The 22,899-nt window shown below is 45.7% G+C and carries 20 protein-coding genes; 6 read left to right on the top strand and 14 right to left on the bottom strand.

The window, feature by feature from the left end; genetic code table 11:
- Window positions 1-9: 9 nt before the first annotated feature.
- Genes DESPODRAFT_RS11480 through DESPODRAFT_RS11475 form a run of 3 tightly spaced genes read right to left on the bottom strand, consistent with a single transcriptional unit; the run spans window position 10 to window position 2,487 of the window.
- Window positions 10-540 carry a DUF4416 family protein gene (locus tag DESPODRAFT_RS11480; RefSeq protein WP_004073670.1) on the bottom strand — a complete coding sequence of 177 codons (531 nt, stop codon included), beginning with the start codon at window positions 538-540 and terminating at the stop codon, window positions 10-12.
- Window positions 537-710, bottom strand: a complete 174-nt coding sequence (locus DESPODRAFT_RS19505) for a Trm112 family protein (protein WP_004073669.1) — start codon at window positions 708-710, stop codon at window positions 537-539. Before DESPODRAFT_RS19505 ends, DESPODRAFT_RS11480 begins: the two co-directional genes overlap by 4 nt.
- A 22-nt stretch (window positions 711-732) precedes the next feature.
- Entirely contained in the window at window positions 733-2,487 is a 1,755-nt protein-coding gene (locus DESPODRAFT_RS11475) for an ABC transporter ATP-binding protein (RefSeq protein ID WP_004073668.1), read from the bottom strand.
- Between the two features lie 66 nt (window positions 2,488-2,553).
- Between DESPODRAFT_RS11475 and DESPODRAFT_RS11470 the strand changes: the two genes are divergently transcribed.
- Window positions 2,554-3,852, top strand: a complete 1,299-nt coding sequence (locus DESPODRAFT_RS11470; RefSeq protein WP_004073667.1) for a 3-deoxy-D-manno-octulosonic acid transferase — start codon at window positions 2,554-2,556, stop codon at window positions 3,850-3,852.
- 24 nt (window positions 3,853-3,876) lie between these two features.
- Window positions 3,877-5,214 (top strand): Fic family protein, encoded by a 1,338-nt coding sequence (locus tag DESPODRAFT_RS11465; protein ID WP_004073666.1) that lies wholly within the window; start codon window positions 3,877-3,879, stop codon window positions 5,212-5,214.
- A gap of 100 nt (window positions 5,215-5,314) precedes the next feature.
- On the opposite strand, the gene DESPODRAFT_RS11460 is transcribed toward DESPODRAFT_RS11465, so the two are convergent.
- The 9 genes from DESPODRAFT_RS11460 to DESPODRAFT_RS11420 form a co-directional block, all read right to left on the bottom strand.
- Window positions 5,315-5,755: a DUF1294 domain-containing protein gene (locus tag DESPODRAFT_RS11460; protein WP_052314703.1), complete on the bottom strand. Its 441-nt coding sequence runs from the start codon at window positions 5,753-5,755 to the stop codon at window positions 5,315-5,317.
- A 138-nt stretch (window positions 5,756-5,893) separates the two neighbouring features.
- On the bottom strand, window positions 5,894-6,217 hold the full coding sequence (locus tag DESPODRAFT_RS20625) for a hypothetical protein (RefSeq protein WP_040015765.1): 324 nt from the start codon (window positions 6,215-6,217) through the stop codon (window positions 5,894-5,896).
- 874 nt (window positions 6,218-7,091) lie between these two features.
- A complete protein-coding gene (locus tag DESPODRAFT_RS11450; RefSeq protein ID WP_004073665.1) occupies window positions 7,092-7,520 on the bottom strand; it encodes a response regulator in 429 nt (142 codons plus the stop codon).
- A 62-nt stretch (window positions 7,521-7,582) separates the two neighbouring features.
- Window positions 7,583-8,230 (bottom strand): sensor histidine kinase, encoded by a 648-nt coding sequence (locus DESPODRAFT_RS11445; RefSeq protein ID WP_004073664.1) that lies wholly within the window; start codon window positions 8,228-8,230, stop codon window positions 7,583-7,585.
- The gene (locus DESPODRAFT_RS11440; RefSeq protein ID WP_004073663.1) at window positions 8,227-8,598 is read right to left on the bottom strand and encodes a response regulator; all 372 of its coding nucleotides are present in this window, start codon (window positions 8,596-8,598) and stop codon (window positions 8,227-8,229) included. The genes DESPODRAFT_RS11445 and DESPODRAFT_RS11440 overlap by 4 nt, the downstream gene beginning before the upstream one ends.
- Window positions 8,599-8,601: 3 nt before the next feature.
- Complete coding sequence (locus tag DESPODRAFT_RS11435; RefSeq protein WP_004073662.1) at window positions 8,602-10,329, bottom strand: sensor histidine kinase; 1,728 nt, start codon at window positions 10,327-10,329, stop codon at window positions 8,602-8,604.
- Between the two features lie 30 nt (window positions 10,330-10,359).
- Entirely contained in the window at window positions 10,360-11,577 is a 1,218-nt protein-coding gene (locus DESPODRAFT_RS11430; protein ID WP_004073661.1) for a response regulator, read from the bottom strand.
- A 12-nt stretch (window positions 11,578-11,589) separates the two neighbouring features.
- Window positions 11,590-13,725, bottom strand: coding sequence for a SulP family inorganic anion transporter (locus tag DESPODRAFT_RS11425; protein WP_004073660.1), 2,136 nt, complete (start codon window positions 13,723-13,725; stop codon window positions 11,590-11,592).
- A gap of 26 nt (window positions 13,726-13,751) precedes the next feature.
- Window positions 13,752-14,330 carry a TetR/AcrR family transcriptional regulator gene (locus DESPODRAFT_RS11420; protein WP_004073659.1) on the bottom strand — a complete coding sequence of 193 codons (579 nt, stop codon included), beginning with the start codon at window positions 14,328-14,330 and terminating at the stop codon, window positions 13,752-13,754.
- 190 nt (window positions 14,331-14,520) lie between these two features.
- Here DESPODRAFT_RS11420 and argJ point away from each other — a divergent pair, with 190 nt between their 5' ends.
- Together argJ and DESPODRAFT_RS11410 are read left to right on the top strand one after the other, a co-directional pair.
- Window positions 14,521-15,714 carry a bifunctional glutamate N-acetyltransferase/amino-acid acetyltransferase ArgJ gene (gene argJ / locus DESPODRAFT_RS11415; protein WP_004073658.1) on the top strand — a complete coding sequence of 398 codons (1,194 nt, stop codon included), beginning with the start codon at window positions 14,521-14,523 and terminating at the stop codon, window positions 15,712-15,714.
- Complete coding sequence (locus tag DESPODRAFT_RS11410; RefSeq protein ID WP_004073657.1) at window positions 15,695-16,426, top strand: pseudouridine synthase; 732 nt, start codon at window positions 15,695-15,697, stop codon at window positions 16,424-16,426. Before argJ ends, DESPODRAFT_RS11410 begins: the two co-directional genes overlap by 20 nt.
- Here the strand turns inward: DESPODRAFT_RS11410 and DESPODRAFT_RS11405 are convergent.
- Window positions 16,415-17,425, bottom strand: a complete 1,011-nt coding sequence (locus DESPODRAFT_RS11405) for a tryptophan--tRNA ligase (RefSeq protein ID WP_004073656.1) — start codon at window positions 17,423-17,425, stop codon at window positions 16,415-16,417. The two genes, DESPODRAFT_RS11410 and DESPODRAFT_RS11405, sit on opposite strands and share 12 nt — an antisense overlap.
- A gap of 93 nt (window positions 17,426-17,518) precedes the next feature.
- Window positions 17,519-20,191 (bottom strand): CBS domain-containing protein, encoded by a 2,673-nt coding sequence (locus DESPODRAFT_RS11400; RefSeq protein WP_004073655.1) that lies wholly within the window; start codon window positions 20,189-20,191, stop codon window positions 17,519-17,521.
- Between the two features lie 148 nt (window positions 20,192-20,339).
- Between DESPODRAFT_RS11400 and DESPODRAFT_RS11395 the strand changes: the two genes are divergently transcribed.
- Window positions 20,340-21,551: a type II secretion system F family protein gene (locus DESPODRAFT_RS11395; protein WP_004073654.1), complete on the top strand. Its 1,212-nt coding sequence runs from the start codon at window positions 20,340-20,342 to the stop codon at window positions 21,549-21,551.
- Window positions 21,544-22,857, top strand: a complete 1,314-nt coding sequence (locus DESPODRAFT_RS11390; RefSeq protein ID WP_040015956.1) for a two-component system sensor histidine kinase NtrB — start codon at window positions 21,544-21,546, stop codon at window positions 22,855-22,857. The genes DESPODRAFT_RS11395 and DESPODRAFT_RS11390 overlap by 8 nt, the downstream gene beginning before the upstream one ends.
- Window positions 22,858-22,899 lie beyond the last annotated feature (42 nt).

Here is a 22,899-nt window from a genome sequence, read left to right as displayed (position 1 = left end):
TTATGGCATTTAATCATGAGCCTTAAGATCCGAAAGATATTTCTGCCTCACCTGGCCTAAAAATTTGAGCACAGCAGGGGACGCATAATCCGGATAAGTCCATTCCAGGGATTTAAAGCCTTTTTTGGTGTACATTAACGTCAGGTCGGCATAAATTTTCTGCCCTATGTAAATCCTGTGGGAATACTCCTTTCCCGTAGCCAGGATAAACCGGGAAGCCAAAAGATACCCCGGATCAATGTTGATGGTTCTGTTGTTCTGTTCCAGACAGTCCGATTCAATCCGGTTGGTGGCAAGTTTAATCGAAGCAAGTGCCTCCTGTTCCATGAGCGGCTTGAATGCAATCAGCCTGCGAAACAACGGTTCCCCCATTTCCCTGTAATAATAATCCGTGAAATCAAAATCCAGCCAGGGTGAGATCATATCCACGGGACCGCCCACAGCTTCAAGGCGTGGGAAGACCGATTCCAGGACCGTCTTATCTTTCATGAAAACCGACATCACAAGCTTGGCCGGTACCGGTGCTTTAGGCGTACTCATTTTTTAACGGGGATTGCCTCATCAATAAGCATAATGGGAATATCATCCCTGATTTCGTATTTGAGAGCACAGGCGTTGCATACCAGACCGTCCTCTGTCTCGGTCAGTTCCACCGGACCTTTGCATTTGGGACAAACCAGAATTTCGAGTAGTTCCTTTGATACAGCCATGGCAGTATCTCCTTGAATGGTGTTAATTTTTTATAGTCTGCATGGACTGCAGTTTATGATAAAAACCTTTTGCAGCCATCAGGTCATCATGACATCCTTGTTCAACAATGGCGCCGTCTTTGAGCACAATAATCCGGGAGGCGTAATCTATGGTGGACAGTCTGTGGGCAATGACAAAGGAGGTACGGCCCGTCATCAGATTTTCCAAAGCCTTTTGCACAACTTTCTCCGCCTGGGAATCCAGGGCGGATGTTGCCTCGTCTAAAATCAGCACCGGCGCATTTTTCAAAAGCGCCCTTGCAATGCAGATTCGCTGCTTTTCCCCACCGGACAGACGAGAACCAAGCTCTCCGATGACGGTATCATACCCCTTGGGAAAACCGCAGATAAAATCATGGGCAAAGGCGGCCTTGGCTGCCGCTTCAACCGCTGCATCATCTGCATCCATTTTTCCATACCGGATATTGTCCCGCACGGTCTCGTTAAATAAAATGGGTTCCTGGGTGACAATGGAAATATGGTCCCGGAGGGACGCAATTGTCAGGTCCCGAACATCGCAGCCGCCGACAAAAACACCGCCGCCGGTCACATCATAAAGTCTTGGGATCAGGTTCACCAGGCTGGTTTTTCCGCCGCCGCTCATGCCGACTAGCGCCAGGGTCTCCCCGGGTGCGGCCTTAAGATTGATGTTCTTTAAGGCCAAAGGTTCGTCAGGACCGTAGGCAAAGGAGACGTTTTCAAAAACCACATCACAGGATGACGCCTCAAGGGGGCGGGCATCGGATTTGTCCTTCACATCATTGCGGGTTTCCAGCACATCAAAAACCCTGGATGCCGCAGCTACCCCCTCCTGGATGGTGTTGTTCAGATTGGACAGTTTCTTCACCGGGTCATAAAGCATCATCACGGCAGTCAAAAAAGAAAAAAACACACCGGGAGTGGACGTCCCGTTAACTACCCGCATCCCGCCAAACCAGATTACAAAAGCAATGCCCAACCCGCCTAAAAATTCCATCACCGGGGAGGACAATGCCCGTGTCATCACCTTTTTCATCTCCAGACGGAACAATTCTCTGGTTTTTTCCTTAAATCTGGCCGTTTCAAAGGACTGAAGGTTGAAAATTTTAATGATTTTTGCCCCGGAAAAGGTTTCATGCAGAAAGGAGTTAAGATCTGCCATGGTTTCCTGGGATCCTGTGGAAAATTTGCGGATTCTTTTGCCAAATATGACAATCGGATAAAAGGCCACGGGCAGGACAATAAAGGCGCCCAACGCAAGTTTCCAGTCCCGGTAAAAAATAACAAACAAAAACGCCACAACGGAAAAAGAGTCCCTGAACAGGCTGATAACGGCAGTGGAGACCATGCCTTTAATGATATTGACATCATTTGTGATCCGGGACATGAGCGCCCCGGTCTTTTCCTTGTGGATATATGCAATGGGCAGATTCATGATCTTTTCATAAAGAGTGTCCTGAAAATCGCGGATAATACGCTGCCCCACATGATTCATCAGGTAGTCCGACCCGTATGAGCCGACCCCTTTCAGGAAAAAAACCAGGACGGCAAGGCCGGGGATAAGCAACAATTTGGTATTGTCCCTGGCAATGAAAATATCATCAAGGACAGGTTTCACCAGGAGAGCCATGCTACCGTTGGCGCCGGCAACCACCACCATACATAACGCGGCCAGGGCAATCCGTTTCCAGTGTGCAAACACCATCCGGATAATCTTTTGCCTGCGTTCTATAGACAAGCTGTTTTTTTTTGATTTCATGGGCGGGGACAATTGCTTTACAGATTCTATTGTCAAGTGTCAAAAAACATGAGAGCATAGCCTCCCATGACAAAGTGTGCTTTTATACCCAATTTTTTCAAATTTTACAATATGCTGTGGAGTGCGGCCCTGCCTTTTTTGAAAAAGCACCCAAGGCTTGCACCAACCTTTGACAGGCGCATCAATCCGGTTCACCTTGAACCGGCAGATATCTGGATACAGGCAGCATCAGCCGGAGAGGCTTACCTTGCCGTATGCATCATAAAGGCCCTTGACGTGGACAGGCCGGTCACCATTCTGTTGACCACAAACACGGAGCAGGGCATGGAGATTCTGACACAAGCGTTGTCTCAAAAAGAGTATTCACCCCATATCAGCCTGTGCTTTGATATATTCCCCCTTGACAGCCCAAAGGCCATGGACAAAGCAGTGTACCAGGTCAATCCTGCCGTCATGGTTCTGCTGGAAACAGAACTGTGGCCGGCCCATCTTTATGCTTTAAAAAGAAATCATACCAGGGTATTGATCATCAACGGCAGGTTGTCCAGAAAAAGCAGCCGGTATTACAGGCTCACCAAAGCGTTCTGGCGCTGTTTTGCCCCGGAGCGCATCCTTGCCATCTCTGACCAGGATGCCCAAAGATTTTCCCAGGTGTTTTCCCATACCCATATCGGGATCATGGATAACATCAAATTTGACCGTATGAAATTTCAAAAAACCGATACGGATAGTGACGTTTCAGCTTTGGCTGCAATTGTACCCCGGCAACTGCCCCTCTCTATTCTTGCCTCCTTCCGCCGTCAGGAAGAAAAGCAGATCATTGACATGGTCAAAGGATTAAAAAAAGAGGTGCCGAACCAGGTGATTGCCCTGTTCCCCAGGCATGTGCACCGGATAGCGCCATTATTAAAAAAATTGAACAACAACGGCCTCAAGGTTTACAAAGGCTCACAGATATCATCCGTTCTAACCGGCCCGGCAATTATCCTCTGGGACAGGTTTGGCGATCTGTATCAGGCCTACAAACATGCCCACGTGGTTTTTGTCGGCGCAAGTCTTGTGCCCTTAGGGGGACAAAACTTCATGGAGCCTGCAGCATTGGGCATTCCCACAATCATCGGCCCCCACTGGCAGGATTTTGCCTGGGTAGGAAAAGAGATCTTCAATACGGGTGCCGTAACCCGATGCAAAAACCGGCAGCATGTGGTTAAAACCATGTGCAGACACCTGGTAAAATCAGGAAACCGGAAAACCCGTATTGATGCGGTGAGTCATTATATTTCACAAAAACAGGGTGGAGCACAGATCGCTGCAGAGACAATTCTGGCATCATGGAAGAGAAACAGACCATTCATAGGAAATTAAATATTTAACAGGATACTATTGACCATGAAAATCCCAGTCAGTCCACCTGATTTTATAAAAACCATTACAGAAAGAAGAGAGCTTTTTGCCAAGGCTTTCGATGCAAGCATAACAGATGAAAAGGGCCGATATCTTCATTGGGACAAACTTAGACATTTAACGCCACCAGATGAATTAACCAGCGAAGAATGGTGGGCCATCATTAGATTTAAAAGACAAAATCTATTCACGACACTTCCATTATACGATAAATCTAATCAGCCTTTTAAATTCTGTACTCCTGATGCCGTCAATCGTGATTTGCACTGGCTTGATATGAATGCAGCCGGAACTATTACCGCCAATCAACCCATTGCAAATCAGGGTATGCAAAATACATATTTAATCAAATCGCTTGTCGAAGAAGCGATAAATTCCAGTCAATTAGAAGGTGCCTCCACTACAAGACACGTTGCAAAAGAAATGATCAGGCAAGGAAGGGGCCCAAAAGATAAAAGCGAACAGATGATTTTGAATAATTTTCATGCGATGCAGTTTATAAGGGAGTTTAAAGATGATGAATTAACACCTTCCTTCCTTTTTGAACTTCACCGAATATTAACTGAGAAGACATTAGATGATCCAGAAAAAGCAGGTGTCTTCAGGTCAGAAAATGATAAAGTGTATGTATCTGATCACACTGGTTATAACATTTTACATTCGCCACCAAATGCCTCGGAATTAAAAAAACGATTGGAATCTTTATGTAAATTCGCCAATTATAAGTCAGATGCGGGTTTTATTCACCCTGTCATCAGGGCAATAATACTTCACTTCATGTTGGCCTATGACCACCCCTTTGTTGATGGTAATGGTAGAACGGCAAGAGCATTATTTTACTGGTCAATGATAAGCCAAGGATATTGGTTATCAGAATTTATTTCCATATCTCGAATTATGAAATTAGCACCCGTTCAGTATGGCAGGGCATTCCTGTACACGGAAACTGACGACAATGATGCCACCTATTTTATAATTCATCAACTTGAAGTTATTAGAAATGCCATTCAAGACCTCCATGCTTATCTGGAAAAAAAGACCAAGGATATTGAAGAGGCGCAAGAAACATTACGGAGTGCCAAACACCTTGGAGGGAAGCTAAATTTTAGGCAATTAGCCATTCTCCGTCATGCTCTGAAAAATCCAAGATTTATTTATAATATCAACGAACATCGCAACTCACATGGAATTTCCTATGAAACTGCAAGAAAGGATTTATTATACATGTCGGACACATTAAATCTTTTAAGCAAGCTGAAAGAGGGGCGAACTTTTATTTTTATTTCACCTTCAGATCTCGAAGAGCGGATTAAAAAAAGTTAATCGCGGTGCTGAACGGCGCCGTGCGCCGATCAAGCAAACGCAGTTTGATTCATCGGTGTGCGTTGACCGGCGAGGGAACCAAGACCGAAGTAGTGGCTGGTTAACTCAATTTTATGCTTTTTAGGGCGCTTATCAGATTTTCTATCTGTTGAGCGCCTTCGGGAGTTAATAGCCAGCCTAAAATGCCACAGTTAATTACAACTGTGAACCAGAATACAACTCTAAAAGATAGTTTTTTTGACTTATGCCGCAGTTGACTCTGGGTAATAAAAGCTCCAGGCCACCCACCAACTAAGGAAAAAAGATGCAGTGTACTCTCAGAAGTTCTCCACTTCCCTTGTCGAGCTGCTGATTTGTCTCCCGCATATAGACCAAATGTTACTATGCTAATTACAATGTAGAAAGCAAAAATTATAAAAGGCAGCTTGTTGACAATAAATAGCCCAATAAGAATGCTTAAAAAAACGCCGCTGATGGAAACTGATACCACCCTTTGTTTATGTGCCTTTGTTACTTCCTTATGACCTTTTTCAGGATACACATTAAATCAATCCGAATCAATCCGGGTAGAGTAGAGCACTGATTCGGCCGGTTTCTTCAGCCCTTTTTATATTCGAGACGCCTTGCCGCACGCGGCTACTACGTGTTCCAAAGGCCTTGCATCCTCAATGCTCCCTCATCAAACCGTGCATACGGTTCTCCCGTACACGGCTTTCCGATGTTCTTCGCTGTAAGGCTTGCGCCCTTTTCCACTTTGCGTAAGTTGGGATTCCAACTTTTGCACAAATTTGATTTCCCCTCCATCCTTCTCTATGGACTTAAAGCTGACACCATCTATTCCAGGTGCACCTTTGTTTGCCCGGGCAAGGCGATAGGCATGACCAAGGATGTCAGCCCGGTAGACCTTGTCATATAAAGAATAGAAACGAAAATCCGGTTCCTGCTTGGCCTTACAATAGAGCTTCCTCTGAAGCGTCCTGATCCTATCCGGAGTTAGTAGCATATTGCAATCTCCTGATCCTCCGCTCGTTAGTTACGTGAACAAAGTAGGGTCCCTTTCCTTGGCCGGGGTTATGTTGTCCCTCAGCCTCAATCGGTACTATGAACCCCTCCGACTCCCAATACAGCCCCATGGAATTTCGGATCTCCTTATATCCATCAGTTAACGGCCCTTCACCGTAACCGCATTGGGTCTCCCGCACTGCACTGCAATTCTTCCGATACATGCCATCCCTGCTACCCCGGAAGATCACCTGAAAGGATTTCCGTTTTCTACTCCCAGGCACTACGGCCTTCCCTTGATGTCCAAAAGGTCGGCATCTTCAATTAGTTGACGAGGCTACATATAGGTTCACTTTCGTTACGGCCTGCATCTTTGCCCATAAGAAACTTACAACCTCTGGTTACCCAGACGCTGCTTCCCGGTGCTAAGAAGGCGTACGGATAATTCCTCCTTCAGGACTTTAACCTGTTAGAACTACAGTTGTTACGGCATACGGACAGCTTACTCAATTCAAACAAGAAACATGCTACGGTCAAACCGTAGATGTTCAGAGTTCACGGCGACTCCGCCGCCGTAAATCGGCCATCTTCAAAGATTTTGAGGAATTAGAGGCCTTACAATGTGTCTATGTTATGAACACCTAGCTGTTGCTGACTACTTTATTGATCGCTTGGCGTGTAAAATTCGGTTGAGAAAATCGAAATGTTTGAGGATAAAACTACACGTGACAATCTCTGTTTTTTAGGCCGATAAACACCTGATGGTTTTCCCTGTTGATCCTCTGTAACTTTAAAAGGGATAAAAGCGGGGTTCGATGTTTTTATCCCTTTTCTTTGTCCATTGAAAAATCGACCAACCGCTTAAGGCTTAGGAGCTACCATCCCCGGGTTTCTATGATTTCCTTAATTCTTTCCTCGGATTTTTTCTCCACCAGGATCATTTTTTTGGCCTGGGCCTTTTTTATTTTTTCCGTCAAGGTCGTCATGTCAGCCGGCTTTTCAAGCAAATCCATGGCACCGAGCTTCATGGCCTCTATACCTTTTTCAACCGTGGCGTGCCCGGTCAAAAGAATCACTTGAAGTTCGGGTCTTTTCTTTTTCAGGATTTTTAAGGTTTCGATACCATCCATTTCCGGCATCTGCAGATCAAGGACGACCACGTCAAAGGATTGTTCTTCAACGCTCTGCAGGCCTTCAATAGCGGAACTCGAAGTACTCACCGTCATTCCCCGGTTCGTCATTCTTTCTGCCAGGGCTTCTGTGAACTCCTGTTCGTCATCTATAATTAAAACTTTTTCACTCATTGCCGGGGTCTCCTTTTAATTAGTTGATATTAAAGAAGCTGTTGTCTGTTGAAATTATTTTGTTATCTGCCAAATATCAGGTCGGCCTTGGTGTACTGATCATCCAATACAAGTTTCGCCTTTAATAAGGCCAATGCCTGACTGTTTGCCTGTCGATCAAAATTAGAGGCAAAAGGCTGTTCACACTGAAAGCTTAAACAAATTTGTTTATTCTCATCTTCCATAGAGAATATATTGAGAATGGCATTTGATGCAAGGTTTTCTGTTATATTTTCTAAAATTGACCAGATCAGGGATAATAAAAAGAAAAGTGATCCGTTGACATAAAGTTTGTCGGGAGCCTGGGTATGATTCACCTTAATGCCTCTATTGGCAATAATCCTGGCGCCAAGACCCAGGACAAGCCCCACCGCCTCATCCAGATCTATCTGTTGTTCCGGCTTGTCCATGCTGTGGGAAAATGCGTTAAGGGATTTCAAGATACCATCAGCCCGGGCGATCTGTTTTTCAATGCGCCGGACAATTCCTGAAAAACGATCAATATCGGGTGGAACGCCTTTTTGGGCCATCATAAGATGATCAGACATCAACCCTGCATTTTCGTTGATGATCGCCAGGCAGTTTTTAATATCATGGGATATGGATGCTCCCATTTGGCCGAAATAAGCTGGGCCGTATTGATCTATTATTTCCTGAGCCGTGTGTTTCAACTTTTTCCTCCATCAAGCATGACCTGGTTGAGCTTTTCAATCAGATTGTCAATTTCCACAGGTTTAACAAGATAAAAAGCCTCTCCGGTCTGGGAACATCCTTCATAGTAGCATTCTTCAGACCCGTGGCCGGTCATAAAAATAAACTTGAGTTCAGGACATATCGCCTCCATCTGTTCCTTGAGCTCAAAGCCGTTCATATCCGGCATCTGAACATCGAGAACCGCAATGTCATAGCTTTGATTAGACAGCATGGAGATGGCGTCATTGGGCGTGATGGCCCAGTGTGCGTCAATTCCTCTGTACCCAAGGCGTTCTGCCAGGGTAGAGACCAGTTCCTTCTCATCATCGACCAGAAGTATCTGCATAGTTCACTCTTCTTTCTGTTTTGTTGTGGGCAGATATATTATAAATGTTGTGCCCTCATTAACCTTGCTTTCGACTTTAATCCGTCCACCTAACTCCTGGACAAGGCCATAGGTGATGGAAAGCCCCAGACCGGTGCCGCCCTGATTTGTTTTTGTGGAGAAAAACGGTTCAAAAATATGTTTAATATTTTCAGGGGGAATACCACATCCACTATCACTTATATCAAGGCGGACAAATGGTTCGTCCGTTTTTTGTGCACTGATCGAAAGCTTCCCCTCCTGGGGCATGGCAGCAAATGCGTTGTTTACTATGTTTAAAAGAACCTGCTGCAGTTTACCCCGGTTGCCGATGACTTGGGGCAGGGTATCAGGCACATCTATATCAATAAAAATTTTTTTTAACTGCGCCTCTTTTACCAGAAAGACCAGCACTTCATCAAGAACGGATTTAAGGACTAAGGGCACCGGAGCAGTCTGGGTCTGGCGACCGAAACTGAGCAGTTGGCGTGTAATCCTGCTGCACCGCTTCACCGAGCCAAGGATAACATCCACAGTTTCAAGAAGTCTTGGGTCTTGTTTCAGCTCCGGCTTGAAATGGGCCATATCCTTTATGAGCCCTGCCTTTTCATTGATAATGGCCAAAGGATTATTGATCTCATGCGCCACACCTGCGGCAAGCCGGCCTATGGACGCCATCTTGTTTTCATATTCAGCCATATGAAAATATTTGGAACGTTTAAGATCCAAATATTCTAAACGCCGGAAAAAATAACCGGTCACAGCCGCGATCCATAAAAGAATGACAGAGATACTGATGCCCAGATACTGGATTAATGTCACCTGACTGTGATGCCAGGGAGACATCATTACCTGTTTGGATTTAAGTATCACCAGGATGAACGGCGTATTGGGTATATGCCTGAACGCGGCGATCAAATCCTGTCCATCTTCTAATGCAATGGTCATGGTATGGGTTTGGTCCGTGGCAGGGGGTAAAGAAATGTTTGTTTTTTCAAGCACATTCCCGAAATGGTGGGACGGTGTTTGAAGCACGCCCTGTGCATTGACCAAAAAGGCATCCCCGTTACCTGCTGTCTTGACTTCGGATAAAATTCCGGATAGCTGGTGCTCAATGGTGGCCCGGATAATGAAGTGCCTGTCATCAGGTGCCGTATGACGCAGGGCAATGGAAATATGGGGAACATTTCGGAACCCTAGAAATACCTCACTTACGGAAATTCCATGGGCCATGGCCTCCTTGAACCATTGCTGATCCTTGTAATTTTTGCCTGCAAGTCCGTGGGGTCCGGCATAGGTGCTTTGAACACCCGTGGCGTCAATAATGCCGATATCCGTGAATCCCCCAAAGCTTTGGCGCAAAAAATCTAAGATATTTGCCAGTTGCTGGATGTTCCCAAGCTGTTCAAATGAGTTGGATCGCACCACGTAGTTTAACGCATTTTTACGCTCATTAAGAAAAGAGGAAAGAGATCGCCAGGTATTGGAGGCCAGGCGGGAAGCTCTGGCCTCAGCATCATTTTCTAAAGACTGCCGGGTCAGGTTGTAATTCAGGACGGCAAAAAAGATAACAGGAATAATCGCAAATGCGGCTGTCAGCCCAAAAGAGAGCAGCCATATTTTTTTGTAATTAAGGAATTCTCCGATAGGCAGCTTGGGGCCTGGGCCCCTGCCTTCTGCTTTTTTCTCTGTATTTTTAGTTTCCTGAGCCATAATAATGATCCTGTTCCTGCAAGATTCCGGTTATTTTTGTTTTTGCCGGATTTTTTCATTGGCAGCCTTTAAATTCAGGCTCAACTCTTCTATGTCCACAGGCTTCTGAAGATAGGCAAAAGCCCCGAGTTTCATGCAGATCTCCCTGTCAGCCTCTGATCCATGACCTGTTAGAATAATGACTTCAATTTCGGGCCTGGATGCCTTGACCTTCTTAAGCACTTCAATCCCGTCAATACCCGGCATTTTCAAATCCAGGATCATCACATCAGGTTCGTCCGCTTCCACAAGATTTAAAGCGGATTCACCGTCATAGGCAATAGCGGAACCCATGTCACGCATCTGTAGTCTTTCGGAAAGTGTTTGTACAAATTCGCGTTCGTCATCCACCAAAAGTACTTTTGACGGGACCTGGAAATCGAATCTGCGATAAATATCCGCCTGGTAAAAACCCTTGCCGATACGGGTTTCAACCGATGATACCCCTTCAACCTGTTTTACAATATTTTTGAGCTCTTCTTCAAGTCTTCCCAAAAGAAGCACATTGGTATTGATTGTCAGGGTAACCAGGCCGTCCCGGGCACTGACGCTAATCGTATGGCCTTCTTTGGATAATGCCACTTCCACCCGGGCTGCCAGAACAAAATCATCGACTGCCTTTCTTGATGTCTTGGTGGGCTGAATCACTTCATTTTTCAAATTTTCAAGAATCATGGCAACCGCCTCATCTTTGGTCATCTTGTCCGTGGGCAAAATCATATCGTAAAGAGAAGCATCCCAGGGATCAATAATTTTATACAGTGTATTTGACCATGCACTGTATAATTCGTCATTTTTTGATATCAGACTGACGGCATCTTTTTCACTTAGGTTATGCGCTTTCATGGCCTGTTCAATTCGAAAGGTTTTGTCTGCAATCAGGCATATTCTTAATACGTGGCTTATGGATGCAGGGATCAAAAGGCTTGTAAACCCTTCTATCATGCATTTATCCTCGGACATCAGTTCTGCCATGGCAAGGCGCAGGTAAGCAATGGCGCGCTCTTTTTCATGGGTGAACTTATTGAACACCGATGTTTTTTCAAGAAAAGATCGGGCAATTTTCTTTTCGGGCATTCCGGACAGCCGGCTGGCCGAAGCTACCAGATCATTGTCTGAGAGCAGTTTAAATCCGCTTTGATCAATAACATCTGAAATGATTGACGATTTGCCGCAATATGAACCGCTGAAAAATGTCAGTATAGACATGGGATGTCTCCTTTATTTAGTTGATTGGGTTCCCAGGCAGTTTACAAGTAATGGACACTGATCTTCCTTGGTATTGTCATGAGTCTGTGGATGAACACTTGAAATCGCGGTTTCCATGGTGGGATAAATATTGTGAACCCCGATCTCTTCAAGCAGATGGGTACGTGCAAGTACCCGGTAAACCGCATCATTGACCCCGCTTAACGATACCCCGTATCCGGCACTTCTTAATCGCTGAATAATCAGGGCCAGGGCTTCCTGGCCCGAGGCATCGATATCATTGATACCGTTACAGGCGATAATAAAGTGCCTTAGATCGGATGACGCCTGGATCCGGTCGTTTATTTCATCTTCAAGGTAGCTGGCATTGGCAAAAAACAGCGGGCCTTCAAAACGGATCAGTTGTATGTGCTTACAGGTGGCAAGTTCATGCACACAAGAATCTTTGAGCGCCTGATCTTGGGCCCTGGAAAGAAGGCTGATTTTGGGGCGCATGCTTTTGTATAAAAATACGGCCAGGGAGAGGCCGACCCCGATATAAATCCCGCTTTCAAGGTGAGGTGCCACAGCCAGGGTGACAATAAACGTAATCACGGAAATCAGGCCGTCATACCACTGTGCATGCCAGGCATGAACAAAACCGGAAACGTTTACAAGCCCGATAACCGCCATCATGATAACCGAAGCAAGGACTGCCTGGGGCAGATGGTAAAGCAATGGTGTAAAAAACAGCAGGGTGATAATAACCATAAGGCTTGTTATGACACTGGAAAGGCCTGAAACAGCGCCGGCCTGGAGATTGACGGCGCTTCTGGAAAAAGAACCGGATACCGGATAACTTTTGCCGATAGAGCCCACGATATTGGCAAGTCCCTGACCGATAAGTTCCTGATTGGGGTCAAGCCTTTGACCGGTTTTGGCCGCCATGGCCTTGGCAATGGCAATCGCTTCCATGAAACCGAGCAGGGAGATAATAATGGCATAGGGCAAAAGCTGAAGGAATATGGAAATATTAATACCGGGCATACCAAGTTTTGGAAGCCCTTTTGGAATATCACCGACCACCGCACCGCCACCGGACAGGTTTATGGCATTAGTATCAAGGGCTTTATTACCTATCCGGATACGATATACTCTGTCATCCACTCTGGTCTCCGGCATCGGGCTCTCTTTTTTATAGAACACAATCCCTTTACCCGTATCCTCAACAGCACTGAAATGTATCTCCCGCAGTCGGGTACGAATTTCAGAAGCCTTGGCTTTGGCTGCATCTATTCTCGCGGTAAGAACTGTGGCCTGGTACTGTAAATCCAGTTTCTCAAGTGTGGAGGCATCATGCCTGCTTTCTATCTCGGATGTAAGTTTTGTACGATCGACACTTAAATCCTTAATGGACTGAATAGTGATATTAAATGATTGGATCTCCTCTTGGATTTTTTCATCCATAATTTGGGTAATAGCTGCGGTTTCATTGTGCTCGAACCCGGTGGCCCAGGAGATGATTGTGGTGATGGCAACCGCAGCCAGTACGAAAGGCATTTTAGGATTCAGTCGTTTTAACCCCACCATGATGGCAATGGATAAAATCCCCATGGCAAGGGTGGGCAGATGGGTATAGTGAAAGGCACTTTCAATCACCCGTATAATGGTTTCATAATGGTGAGGCGCCTTGTCTACATATACGCCGAACAGCTTGGAGAGCTGGGAGGTGCCGATAATAATTGCCGCAGCATTGGTAAAACCGTTAACAACAGGATGGGACAGAAAATTAACAATAAGGCCCAGGCGAAGAACGCCAAGCAGCAGCTGGAAAATACCAACAGTGAGAGCCAGGACAATTGCATAGGTAATAAAGCCTTCACTTCCGGCTGATGCAAAAGGTTCAAGACTTGCTGCGGTCATCAAGGAGACCACGGCTACAGGACCGGTTGCCAGCTGGCGGCTGGATCCGAACAATGAAGCTATCATGGGGGGCAGAAATGCTGCATAAAGGCCGTAATAGGCGGGTAGGCCCGCCAACTGGGCATAGGCCATGGACTGCGGAATAAGCACCAGGGCCACAGTGAGCCCGGCCAGAAAATCAATTCTGAATTTGCCCAGGGAGTAATCCTTGAACCACTCTATGAACGGCAGTATTTTAGTTAACATGTCGAATACCTTTCTAAATTAATTGTCTAAGTCTTTAGCATGCGTTTGCAGGAGCTTACCAGTTCATTGAACAGCGAATTGGCATTGTACAGATTGTACGTTTTAAACCGGACCACCCCATCCACCATGGAAAAGATAATCAAAGCGGTTTTGCGGGCGGGCAGGGGATCAATGGAACCGTCCTTTACCCCCATTTCGATACCGTCTTCATAGATGGAAACAAGACAGTCGTAAATGGCTTCCAGATATCTACGGCATTGGGGTACTACCTCTGCCATCTGGTAGGGGTAGTACCTGTGCAAAAGAAGAAACTGATTCTCCATCTTGCCGGCCAGGTATAAATGGAAAGAGACCGCACGTTCAATCATGCCCATGCCGCTGTCAAAATGCTGATTTTCCATATATGAGTCAAATTCCTCCAGGATCATTTTTTTGGTCTTTTCAAGAACCGCTAAGAATAATTTCTCCTTGGTCTTGAAATGATAGAAAATGGTCCCTTCCGCCACATTGATCATTTTTGCCAGATCAGCGGTGGAGGTTTCTTTGAATCCGTTTTTGGAAAACAGCACGGTTGCAGCCTGCAGTATGGCATCTTTTTTGGACATAACACCTCTAAGCTTTTGAGTGAATACTCATTTTATTTGAGTGTATACTCAGTAACTTTTATCGTGTCAAATGGTTTTTAACAGGGTTTTTAATTTTTTTATTACTTATGTTTACAAAGGGGTTAAAACCCAATTATAATTTATGGTCAATTTTTTAAGATGGACTTAAAGAAATAAAAGGAAAATAAAAATGAAAGGGTTTAAATTTGCCGGAATTTGTGCCGGAATTAAAAAAAGCAGATCCTTGGATCTTGGCCTGATCTATTCGGAAAAACCTGCAAGTGCCGCAGCATTGTTTACACAAAACCAGGTGGTTGCAGCCCCTGTTATTCTTGGCAGAAAAATCATGCAAAAGGGCATGCTCCAGGCGATACTGGTCAATTCAGGGAATGCCAACTGTTTCACCGGCGCACAGGGAATCGCCCATGCAGAACAATGCGTTGAATTTGTGGCCAAAGCCCTTAGAATTGATCCTGAACACGTATTGGTCTCTTCTACCGGAGTGATTGGTGCGCCCTTGCCAATAGATAAAATTGAAGCAAAAATTCCACAAGCTGTGAGAAGTCTTGACTCTTGTACAATTGCAGATTTTGCCGGGGCTATCCTCACCACAGACACCTGCACCAAAATGGTGTCCCGCAATGGGACAATTAATACATCCGGCAATACATCCGGGGAGGAAAAGAGCTTTACCGTTATGGGAGTTGCCAAAGGTTCGGGTATGATTCGGCCGGATATGGCCACCATGCTTTCCTATATCGTCACGGATGCTGACATTTCAAGCAGTCTGCTCAAACAGGCACTGACGCATGCTGCGTCCCGTTCCTTTAACCGGATTACAGTGGACGGGGATACCAGCACAAACGACACCCTTGTATGTATGGCCAACGGGGCAGGGCAGGCAGTGATCGACAATGATGAATCCTTTGGGGTATTCCAAGCGGTTTTAGATGAGGTCTGCTATGAGCTTGCCAAAAAGGTTGTCAAAGACGGAGAGGGTGCTACAAAAGTTGCCTCTATCACGGTTAAAGGCGCATTGACCCAACAGGATGCATTTGCAGCGGCCGAAGCCATTGCCCATTCCCCCCTGACCAAAACAGCTATTTACGGCCAGGACCCAAACTGGGGGCGAATCACTGCGGCGGCCGGAAGATCCGGGGCCACAGTGGATCAAAATAAAATGGATTTGTATTTTGGTGATATCCTGCTGGTTCAAAACGGACAGTGGCAGGGTAAAGGGGCTGAAGAAAAAGCAGCAGAGATAATGAAAAAGGATGAAATCAGCATTGTCCTGGATCTCAATCTTGGAGATGGCCAGGATCAGTTCCTGTTCTGTGACTTCAGTGAAAACTATGTGAAAATTAATGCAGATTATAGATCCTGAAACAGCGCAAGGCATCCGACTACAGAAAATTTTAGCCCATTGCGGGCTTTGTTCGCGTAGACGCGCCGAGAGCCTTATTCTTGAGGGCAGGGTCTCGGTGAACGGGGTTATTGTAAAAGAACTGGGCACCCGGGCAGATCCGGTAAAGGAAAAGATCTGTCTTGACGGTAAGCAGCTTCACTATACGTCGGACAAAAACCGCGAATATACCTATCTTGCCGTAAACAAACCCAAAGGGGTTGTCACAACCTGCTCCCAGAAAAATGCAAAAATCATCCTGGACCTTGTGCCGGTAAAAAAGAGGGTCTATCCTGTGGGGCGACTGGATAAGGATTCAGTGGGGCTTGTTCTACTGACCGATGACGGTGACTTGCATAACCGGTTATCCCATCCCTCCCATGACCATGAAAAAGAGTATCTGGTGTTTGCTGTGCGGCCTGTCAGCGACCAGGATCTGGCTGCCATGGCCCAAGGCATGGTGATAGATGGGAAAAAAACCCGGCAGGCCAAGGTCCGCAGGGTTTCTGAAAACGGATTTAAAATTGTTTTAAAACAGGGGTTAAACCGCCAGATTCGGAAAATGGTGGGCAAAACCGGCAATCAGGTGGCCATGCTCAAACGGATCCGCATGGCCAATATCCGCCTTGGTAGTTTGCCCGCCGGAAAATGGCGATATCTCACCGAACAAGAGGTGGAAAAATTAAGACAATGATTGAATACCCACGCACTTTCTAACTTTATCCAGGAAGGGTACCGAATATTCCCTGGCCCGGGCCGCTCCTTTTTTCAGAATATCTTCGATATCTTTGGGATTGGCGATCAGTTCTTCGTACCGCTGTCTGGGTTCCTTTAAGATATCGTTGATGTATTCAAACAACTCCTGTTTCATGGCGCCCCAGGCAATGCCTTCTCTGTATCGCCGGGCCAGGTCTTTGGTCTGCTCCTGTGTGGCAAATGCCCGGTAAATTGAAAACAACGTGCAGGTATCCGGATCTTTGGGTTCATCGGGTTCCAGGGAATTGGTCTGGATCTTCATGATCATTTTGCGCAGCCGTTTTTCCGTATCAAACAGCGGAATAAAGTTATTGTAGCTTTTGCTCATCTTGCGCCCGTCAAGGCCGGAGAGCACGGCTGCGGTTTCATCCACAACCACCTCGGGCAGCACAAACAGTTCCTTGTAGGTGTGATTGAATCTTGCGGCAATATCCCTTGTCATTTCAAGGTGCTGGACCTGATCCTTGCCAACGGGTACCTTGGCGGCATTGAACATGAGAATGTCGGCTGCCATGAGAATGGGATAGGAAAAAAGACCCATTGTAACCCCCTGGTCCGGATCTTTTCTTTCCTGCTCCTCATTTTCCTGAACAGCGGCCTTATATGCATGGGCACGGTTCATCAGCCCCTTGGCGGTCAGACAGGTTAAAATCCAGGTAAGTTCGGGAATTTCGGGAATATCAGATTGCCGGTAAAATACACAATTATTGTAATCCAACCCTAAGGCAATCCAGGCCGCTGCAATTTCAAGGGTGGATGCCTTTCGTTTTTTCGGATCATGATTTTTGATCAGAGAGTGGTAATCTGCCAGAAAATAATAGGATGTCAGGTCAGGGTTTTTGCTGGATTCAACAGCCGGACGAATAGCTCCTACATAATTGCCAAGGTGAGGCGTACCCGAGGTGGTAATACCGGTTAAATAATCTGCGTTTTTCATTTATATTCCTAAAGGGTTAATTAGTGTTATGCAAAAGCAAGGAAATTACCAGAATCCCTCTTTTTTTTCAAGCCGCTCCTTTTTCAAGCACCATCAAATTAGGTTGTTTTCTATGGCATAGTGTCTGGCAAATTCAATTTCCTGTTCCATGGTATTCAATTTGCCGTCCAGCTTTTCGTCGATAATTTTATTGAGAATCCTGCTGTAAACCGGCCCCGGCTTTATACCGACGGATTTAATCTCTTTTCCCCCGATCAACGGTTGAATCTTTCGCTGGTGTGTATAAAAATGGGAAATGCCTTTGCGCACCGATTCATTCTTAGTTAATGCCAGCATGAACAAAAGGCTTTCGGTTTTAAAATAGATCAGCCACCAGTACATTTGCTGATTTGAGACCGGATAGCTTTTCTCAATAAGCCGGATACTTTGTTCTGCCTTGATGCGTTGCTCAAGAAGCAGCTCTCTTTCCTTTAAGGGGAACATAAGCCTGTCCGCGATCTGGGTGCTTACCTTGACGGTGTACCCGTGAAGCCATGCCATGAAGTAAACCGCCCACCTTGGATAGACATCATCTGAATACAAAAGATCATGCCATGCCAGGGTTTTACCCACGGATTCAAATAAGGCGCAGGTGGCATCGGTTAATTTCAACTCATGATGAATCACCTTGTCCAGTCCGTAATCCGCCATGGTTTCCAATGCAGGCAAAGGATTGTCTTCTCCGAAAATTTGTTTGAGTTCCGAAAGCACCCGCAGTCCGCTTAAATGTTTGACGGCACCGACACTTAAGGCGTTTGCGATAAGGTTGGCGGTAACTTTTCCGATCCTGAATCCAAACCTGTTGGAGAATTTGATTGCCCTGAAAATCCGGGTGGGGTCTTCAATAAAGCTCAGATTATGGATAATCCGGATGATTTTATCTTTAATATCCCTGCCCCCTCCAAAATAGTCAATCAGCGTCCCAAAAGTCTCCGTGTTCAGGGAAATGGCAAGGGTATTGATGGTAAAATCTCTTCTGGCAAGGTCCATCTTAATAGAGGAGTTCTCCACTACGGGCAGTGCTGCGGGTGTTGCATAATATTCAAGCCGGGCAGAGGCCACGTCAACCTTAAACCCGTCCTCAAAAATGATAACGGCGGTATTGAATTTAAGGTGCTGGTGCAGTCTGCAATGATGCATTGAAGCAAAATAACGGGCAAAAGTGATGCCGTCTCCCTCCACCACCACATCCACATCTTCAATGGGCCTTTCCAGCATCAGGTCCCGGACAAATCCTCCCACCACAAAGACTTCTACACCCAGGGAGTCTCCGGCATTGCCAATGTCGGACAGCAGGGTGCGTACACGCTGGTTCAAATGGTTTTTTAGACGATTTCCCACGTATCTTGTCCGGGGTTTCAGGCCCGCAATATCTCGTTTCTCACTCAGGACAACCTCCCGGTTATGCTCCACCAGAAAATTTAAAAGGTCGGTGCGTGTGATAACGCCGACAATGACCCGATTTTCGATTACCGGAACGACCCGCTGTTTTAAATCAATAATTTTTTGTTCAATTTCAGCCAGATCGCAGGAGAGACCGACGCTTTGGCCATCAGGTTCAAAATAGTCGACAACAGGCTGATCCCCAAGGTTATGATGTACGATTTTTTCGGCCACATGGCGGGTAATATACCCTAAGTATTCAGATGATTGTGAATCAAGGACAAGCAGGGTGTTGACATTGTATCGAATCATTTGCTGCCTTGCTTCCAGGCACGATTGATCAGCGGTGATGGTGATGGCCGGACTGGACATTAATTTTTTTGCCACACGCACACGTCTGATCTGCTGTTCGATAAGTTCCATCAAACGCATTTCAACCTGGGGAAGGGTCTGGTTTTCCACCTTGGCGGATGCCGCATAAAAATGGCCTCCCCCGCCAAGGGAGCCCAGTATTTTACCCACATCCAGCTCATGTAGACGGTTTCGGGCAATGATATGCACCTTGGATCCCATCAGCACCAGTGCAAAAAAACAGTCTATATTTTCCATTCTGACAATTTTTTGAACAATGGAAGCAAGATCAGGAATGTAATGGGATGCTGCAATGGCGGATAGATGGATCTGGATGCCGTTGACGGCAATGGTTGTCATTTCATTGATCAATTCGTTAAGCCAGGTGACCTGTTCTGTCTTCATCTCCTTGACCACAAGGCTCGAAATGGTTGATAGGCATGCGCCGCAGGAGATCAGGAAGCCTGCCTGTTCGAAATCCGCCCGGGTTGTAGAGGCATAGGTAAAGTTGCCGGTATCCTCGTAAATGCCAAGTGCCATCACCGTGGCCTCATCACTGCTGATACTGATTTTTTTTTCACGAAGCAGTTCACACATGATGGTGGTGGTGGCCCCATATGGCTTTGACAGGTCATAAGTCCCTTTGATTTCATCAGGAAAAGAGGGATGATGATCGTAAATGTCAATGATAAGATTGGGTTTTTCCAGGAGCTGTTCAACGCCGGACAAGCGGCTTTTTTGCCGGGTATCGACGATAACAAGTCGCTGGGTGTTGGAGAGGTCAATCGTAGCAGGGTCTGCCATATTGAACAGATATCCCATGGAATGAACGAAAAAGTCCCTGAGATTTTTCTCCTGGGAGCCGGGAAAAATAATTACACTTTCAGGGTACAGCTTTTGTGCGGCAAGCATGGCGCCAATGGCATCAAAATCAGAATTCACATGGCTGGTTATGACCGTTTTGGGGGAAATTTCCTGTTTTTTGGGGGGCACTGAATAACTCCTGTTGAAATGAACTTTGCAAATTTATATAGTATATCTGTATTGAATTTACAATGTTCTGACAATCCCTGGAGTTACATCGCAAAATAATGGTCGCCACTGGACGGCCACTATCTCTTAAATATATGAAGGAATGAATATGGCAATTATTTACGAGTGGAAGGGAAAGAACCCCAAAGGCAGAAGGGTCAAAGGGGAGATGGAAGCTGAAACGCCGGAACAGGTCCGCACGAGCTTGGAACGTCGCAAAATAACCCCGACAAGAGTCCGGAAAAAGCCAAAAGATATATTTGAAAACATCTCCTTTCTTGCGCCCAAGGTAAAAGAGAGTGACGTCATCATTTTCGCACGACAGTTTTCAACCATGATTGATGCGGGCCTGCCCCTTCTGCAATGCCTGGATATTTTGTATTCCCAGCAGGAAAATCCCACATTTAAAAAGCAGCTTAAGCATATTAAAGAGTCTGTTGAATCTGGAGAAACCTTTGCCGACGCACTGAAAAAGTATCCGAAAACCTTTAATGAGCTTTTTATCAACATGATCTCCGCCGGGGAGGCCGGCGGTATTCTTGATGTCATTTTACAGCGTTTATCAGCCTATGCTGAAAAAATGGCAAAACTCAAAAAGCAGGTCAAGGGGGCCATGACTTATCCGGGCATTACGTTGGCTGTGGCAGTTATCGTGGTCGGTGTGATCCTCGTCTTTGTTATACCGGTATTTGAAAAAATGTTTGCCGACATGGGCTCGGCGCTTCCCGTTCCTACCCAGATGGTTGTGACGTTAAGCAATTTTGTGGTGGGGCATATAATATGGATCATCCTGGGAGTGATTGGTGCAGTTTTTCTCTTCAGACAAACGTATAAATCAAAAAAGGGTCGAATTTTTCTCGATGACCTGTTTTTACGTCTGCCGGTCATCGGGATTTTGATCCGAAAGGTAGCCGTGGCAAAATTTACCCGCACCACCGCCACCATGATTTCATCCGGGGTATCCATTCTTGAAGCCCTGGACATTGTAGGCAAAACCGCCGGCAATAAAATTATTGAATTTGCCATATCTGATGTCAAGGTCGGCATTTCCGAAGGCCGATCCATGGCAGATCCCTTACTGGAGAGCGGGGTGTTTCCATCCATGGTCTGCTCAATGATCGCAGTGGGTGAATCGACCGGAGCCCTGGATGTAATGATGACCAAAATAGCAGATTTTTATGATGATGAAGTGGATCAGGCCGTAAAAAATCTGACGGACATGATTGAGCCTTTCATGCTTGTCTTTTTAGGTGTCGTGGTCGGAGGTCTTGTTATTGCTATGTACCTGCCCATTTTTTCAATGGCCGCCGCAGTTGGATAGCCCTGATTTTTTATTCCGGAGGAGCCGGGAACTGTTCGTTCAGAGCAAGTGGATTGTGCTGGCCAGGGCCGTATTCGCACTGGTGCTGGTGTTTTCCACCCTTTTTTTTTCAGATACCGAACTGTCCGGTCAAAGGGCCCCATCTTTTTTGTCCCTTTACAAAATTTCCGGTACCATCCTTGGCCTGTCTTTGGTTTATTTTGTCTGGCTTTATCAAGAAAAATACCTGTATGCCCTTGCCTATACCCAGATAATTATAGATACGTTTATCGTCACGGCCATTGTTTTTGTTACCGGCGGCTATCATAGTATTTTTACTTTTTTATATCTATTGGTCATCATCTATGCCGCCATGCTGTTGCTTGCACGGGGTAGTTTTTTAGTGGCTTTGGCATCAAGTATTCAATATGGTTTTCTCATTGAGCTTGAGTATCATAAGATTATTGCCCCGTTGTCGGAAAATCAGCCCCTTGCCCTGGTGGTGGACCAGCATCATATCCTGTATCGGGTTGTGATTATTATTTCAGCCTGTTTTGCCACGGCAGCGTTAAGCGGCATTCTTTCTCTGCAGCTTAAAACAGCCAGAAAAGATCTTAAAATCGCCCAGGAACATTTAAAACGTGTGGAAAAAATGGCGGCTGTGGATGAGCTCGTGTCAGGCATTGCCCATGAGATTAAAAACCCTTTGGCGTCTTTGTCAGGCTCTATACAGATGCTAAGGCATCAAATGGCACCAACAGGGGAAAATGATAAACTGATGCAGATTATTTTAAGGGAGACAGATCGCCTCAGACAGATTGTGACCGATATTCGACTGATTTCAAAACCCGGCCGGACCAATGCAGAATTGATTGATCTTTCCAAGGCAATTGATGATGTAAAAATTTTGTTTGACAATACACCGGCCTGGCATACCAGAATCAATATTGTCACCAGGATTGAAAGGGATCTGTATGTGTATATGGATAGGGTACATCTGCAGCAGATTTTATGGAATCTGATTAAAAACGCAGCTGAATCCATTGAAGGGAAAGGAAAAATTACAATCTCCTTGTATTCGCCTAAACACAAACGCATTTATTTGACCATTCAGGATACAGGCCTGGGCATTGACAAAAAAAATGCCCCCCATATTTTTGATCCGTTTTTCACCACTAAAAGTGATGGCACAGGACTTGGGCTTTCAATTATTCACAGGATTGTGGACGCCTATGACGGCATGATTGATTTTGAATCCATTCCCGGGAAAGGTACTGTTTTTACACTTATTTTTCAAAATCCCCACTCCTACTCAAGCATGTCGTAACTGACTCAAATCTCGTTGACTCAAATTATACTTTTATGATTT

Source organism: Desulfobacter postgatei 2ac9 (assembly GCF_000233695.2).
GTDB lineage: Bacteria > Desulfobacterota > Desulfobacteria > Desulfobacterales > Desulfobacteraceae > Desulfobacter > Desulfobacter postgatei.
Note: the sequence above shows the minus strand (reverse complement) of the source record. Positions and strands in the feature narration are given on the sequence as shown.

Coding starts and splice junctions, on each gene's coding strand:
- DESPODRAFT_RS11480 (WP_004073670.1), bottom strand. CDS start 540: ATGAGTACGCCTAAAGCACCGGTACCGGCCAAGCTTGTGATGTCGGTT.
- DESPODRAFT_RS19505 (WP_004073669.1), bottom strand. CDS start 710: ATGGCTGTATCAAAGGAACTACTCGAAATTCTGGTTTGTCCCAAATGC.
- DESPODRAFT_RS11475 (WP_004073668.1), bottom strand. CDS start 2,487: ATGAAATCAAAAAAAAACAGCTTGTCTATAGAACGCAGGCAAAAGATT.
- DESPODRAFT_RS11470 (WP_004073667.1), top strand. CDS start 2,554: ATGACAAAGTGTGCTTTTATACCCAATTTTTTCAAATTTTACAATATG.
- DESPODRAFT_RS11465 (WP_004073666.1), top strand. CDS start 3,877: ATGAAAATCCCAGTCAGTCCACCTGATTTTATAAAAACCATTACAGAA.
- DESPODRAFT_RS20625 (WP_040015765.1), bottom strand. CDS start 6,217: ATGCTACTAACTCCGGATAGGATCAGGACGCTTCAGAGGAAGCTCTAT.
- DESPODRAFT_RS11450 (WP_004073665.1), bottom strand. CDS start 7,520: ATGAGTGAAAAAGTTTTAATTATAGATGACGAACAGGAGTTCACAGAA.
- DESPODRAFT_RS11440 (WP_004073663.1), bottom strand. CDS start 8,598: ATGCAGATACTTCTGGTCGATGATGAGAAGGAACTGGTCTCTACCCTG.
- DESPODRAFT_RS11435 (WP_004073662.1), bottom strand. CDS start 10,329: ATGGCTCAGGAAACTAAAAATACAGAGAAAAAAGCAGAAGGCAGGGGC.
- DESPODRAFT_RS11430 (WP_004073661.1), bottom strand. CDS start 11,577: ATGTCTATACTGACATTTTTCAGCGGTTCATATTGCGGCAAATCGTCA.
- DESPODRAFT_RS11425 (WP_004073660.1), bottom strand. CDS start 13,725: ATGTTAACTAAAATACTGCCGTTCATAGAGTGGTTCAAGGATTACTCC.
- DESPODRAFT_RS11420 (WP_004073659.1), bottom strand. CDS start 14,330: ATGTCCAAAAAAGATGCCATACTGCAGGCTGCAACCGTGCTGTTTTCC.
- argJ (WP_004073658.1), top strand. CDS start 14,521: ATGAAAGGGTTTAAATTTGCCGGAATTTGTGCCGGAATTAAAAAAAGC.
- DESPODRAFT_RS11410 (WP_004073657.1), top strand. CDS start 15,695: ATGCAGATTATAGATCCTGAAACAGCGCAAGGCATCCGACTACAGAAA.
- DESPODRAFT_RS11405 (WP_004073656.1), bottom strand. CDS start 17,425: ATGAAAAACGCAGATTATTTAACCGGTATTACCACCTCGGGTACGCCT.
- DESPODRAFT_RS11395 (WP_004073654.1), top strand. CDS start 20,340: ATGGCAATTATTTACGAGTGGAAGGGAAAGAACCCCAAAGGCAGAAGG.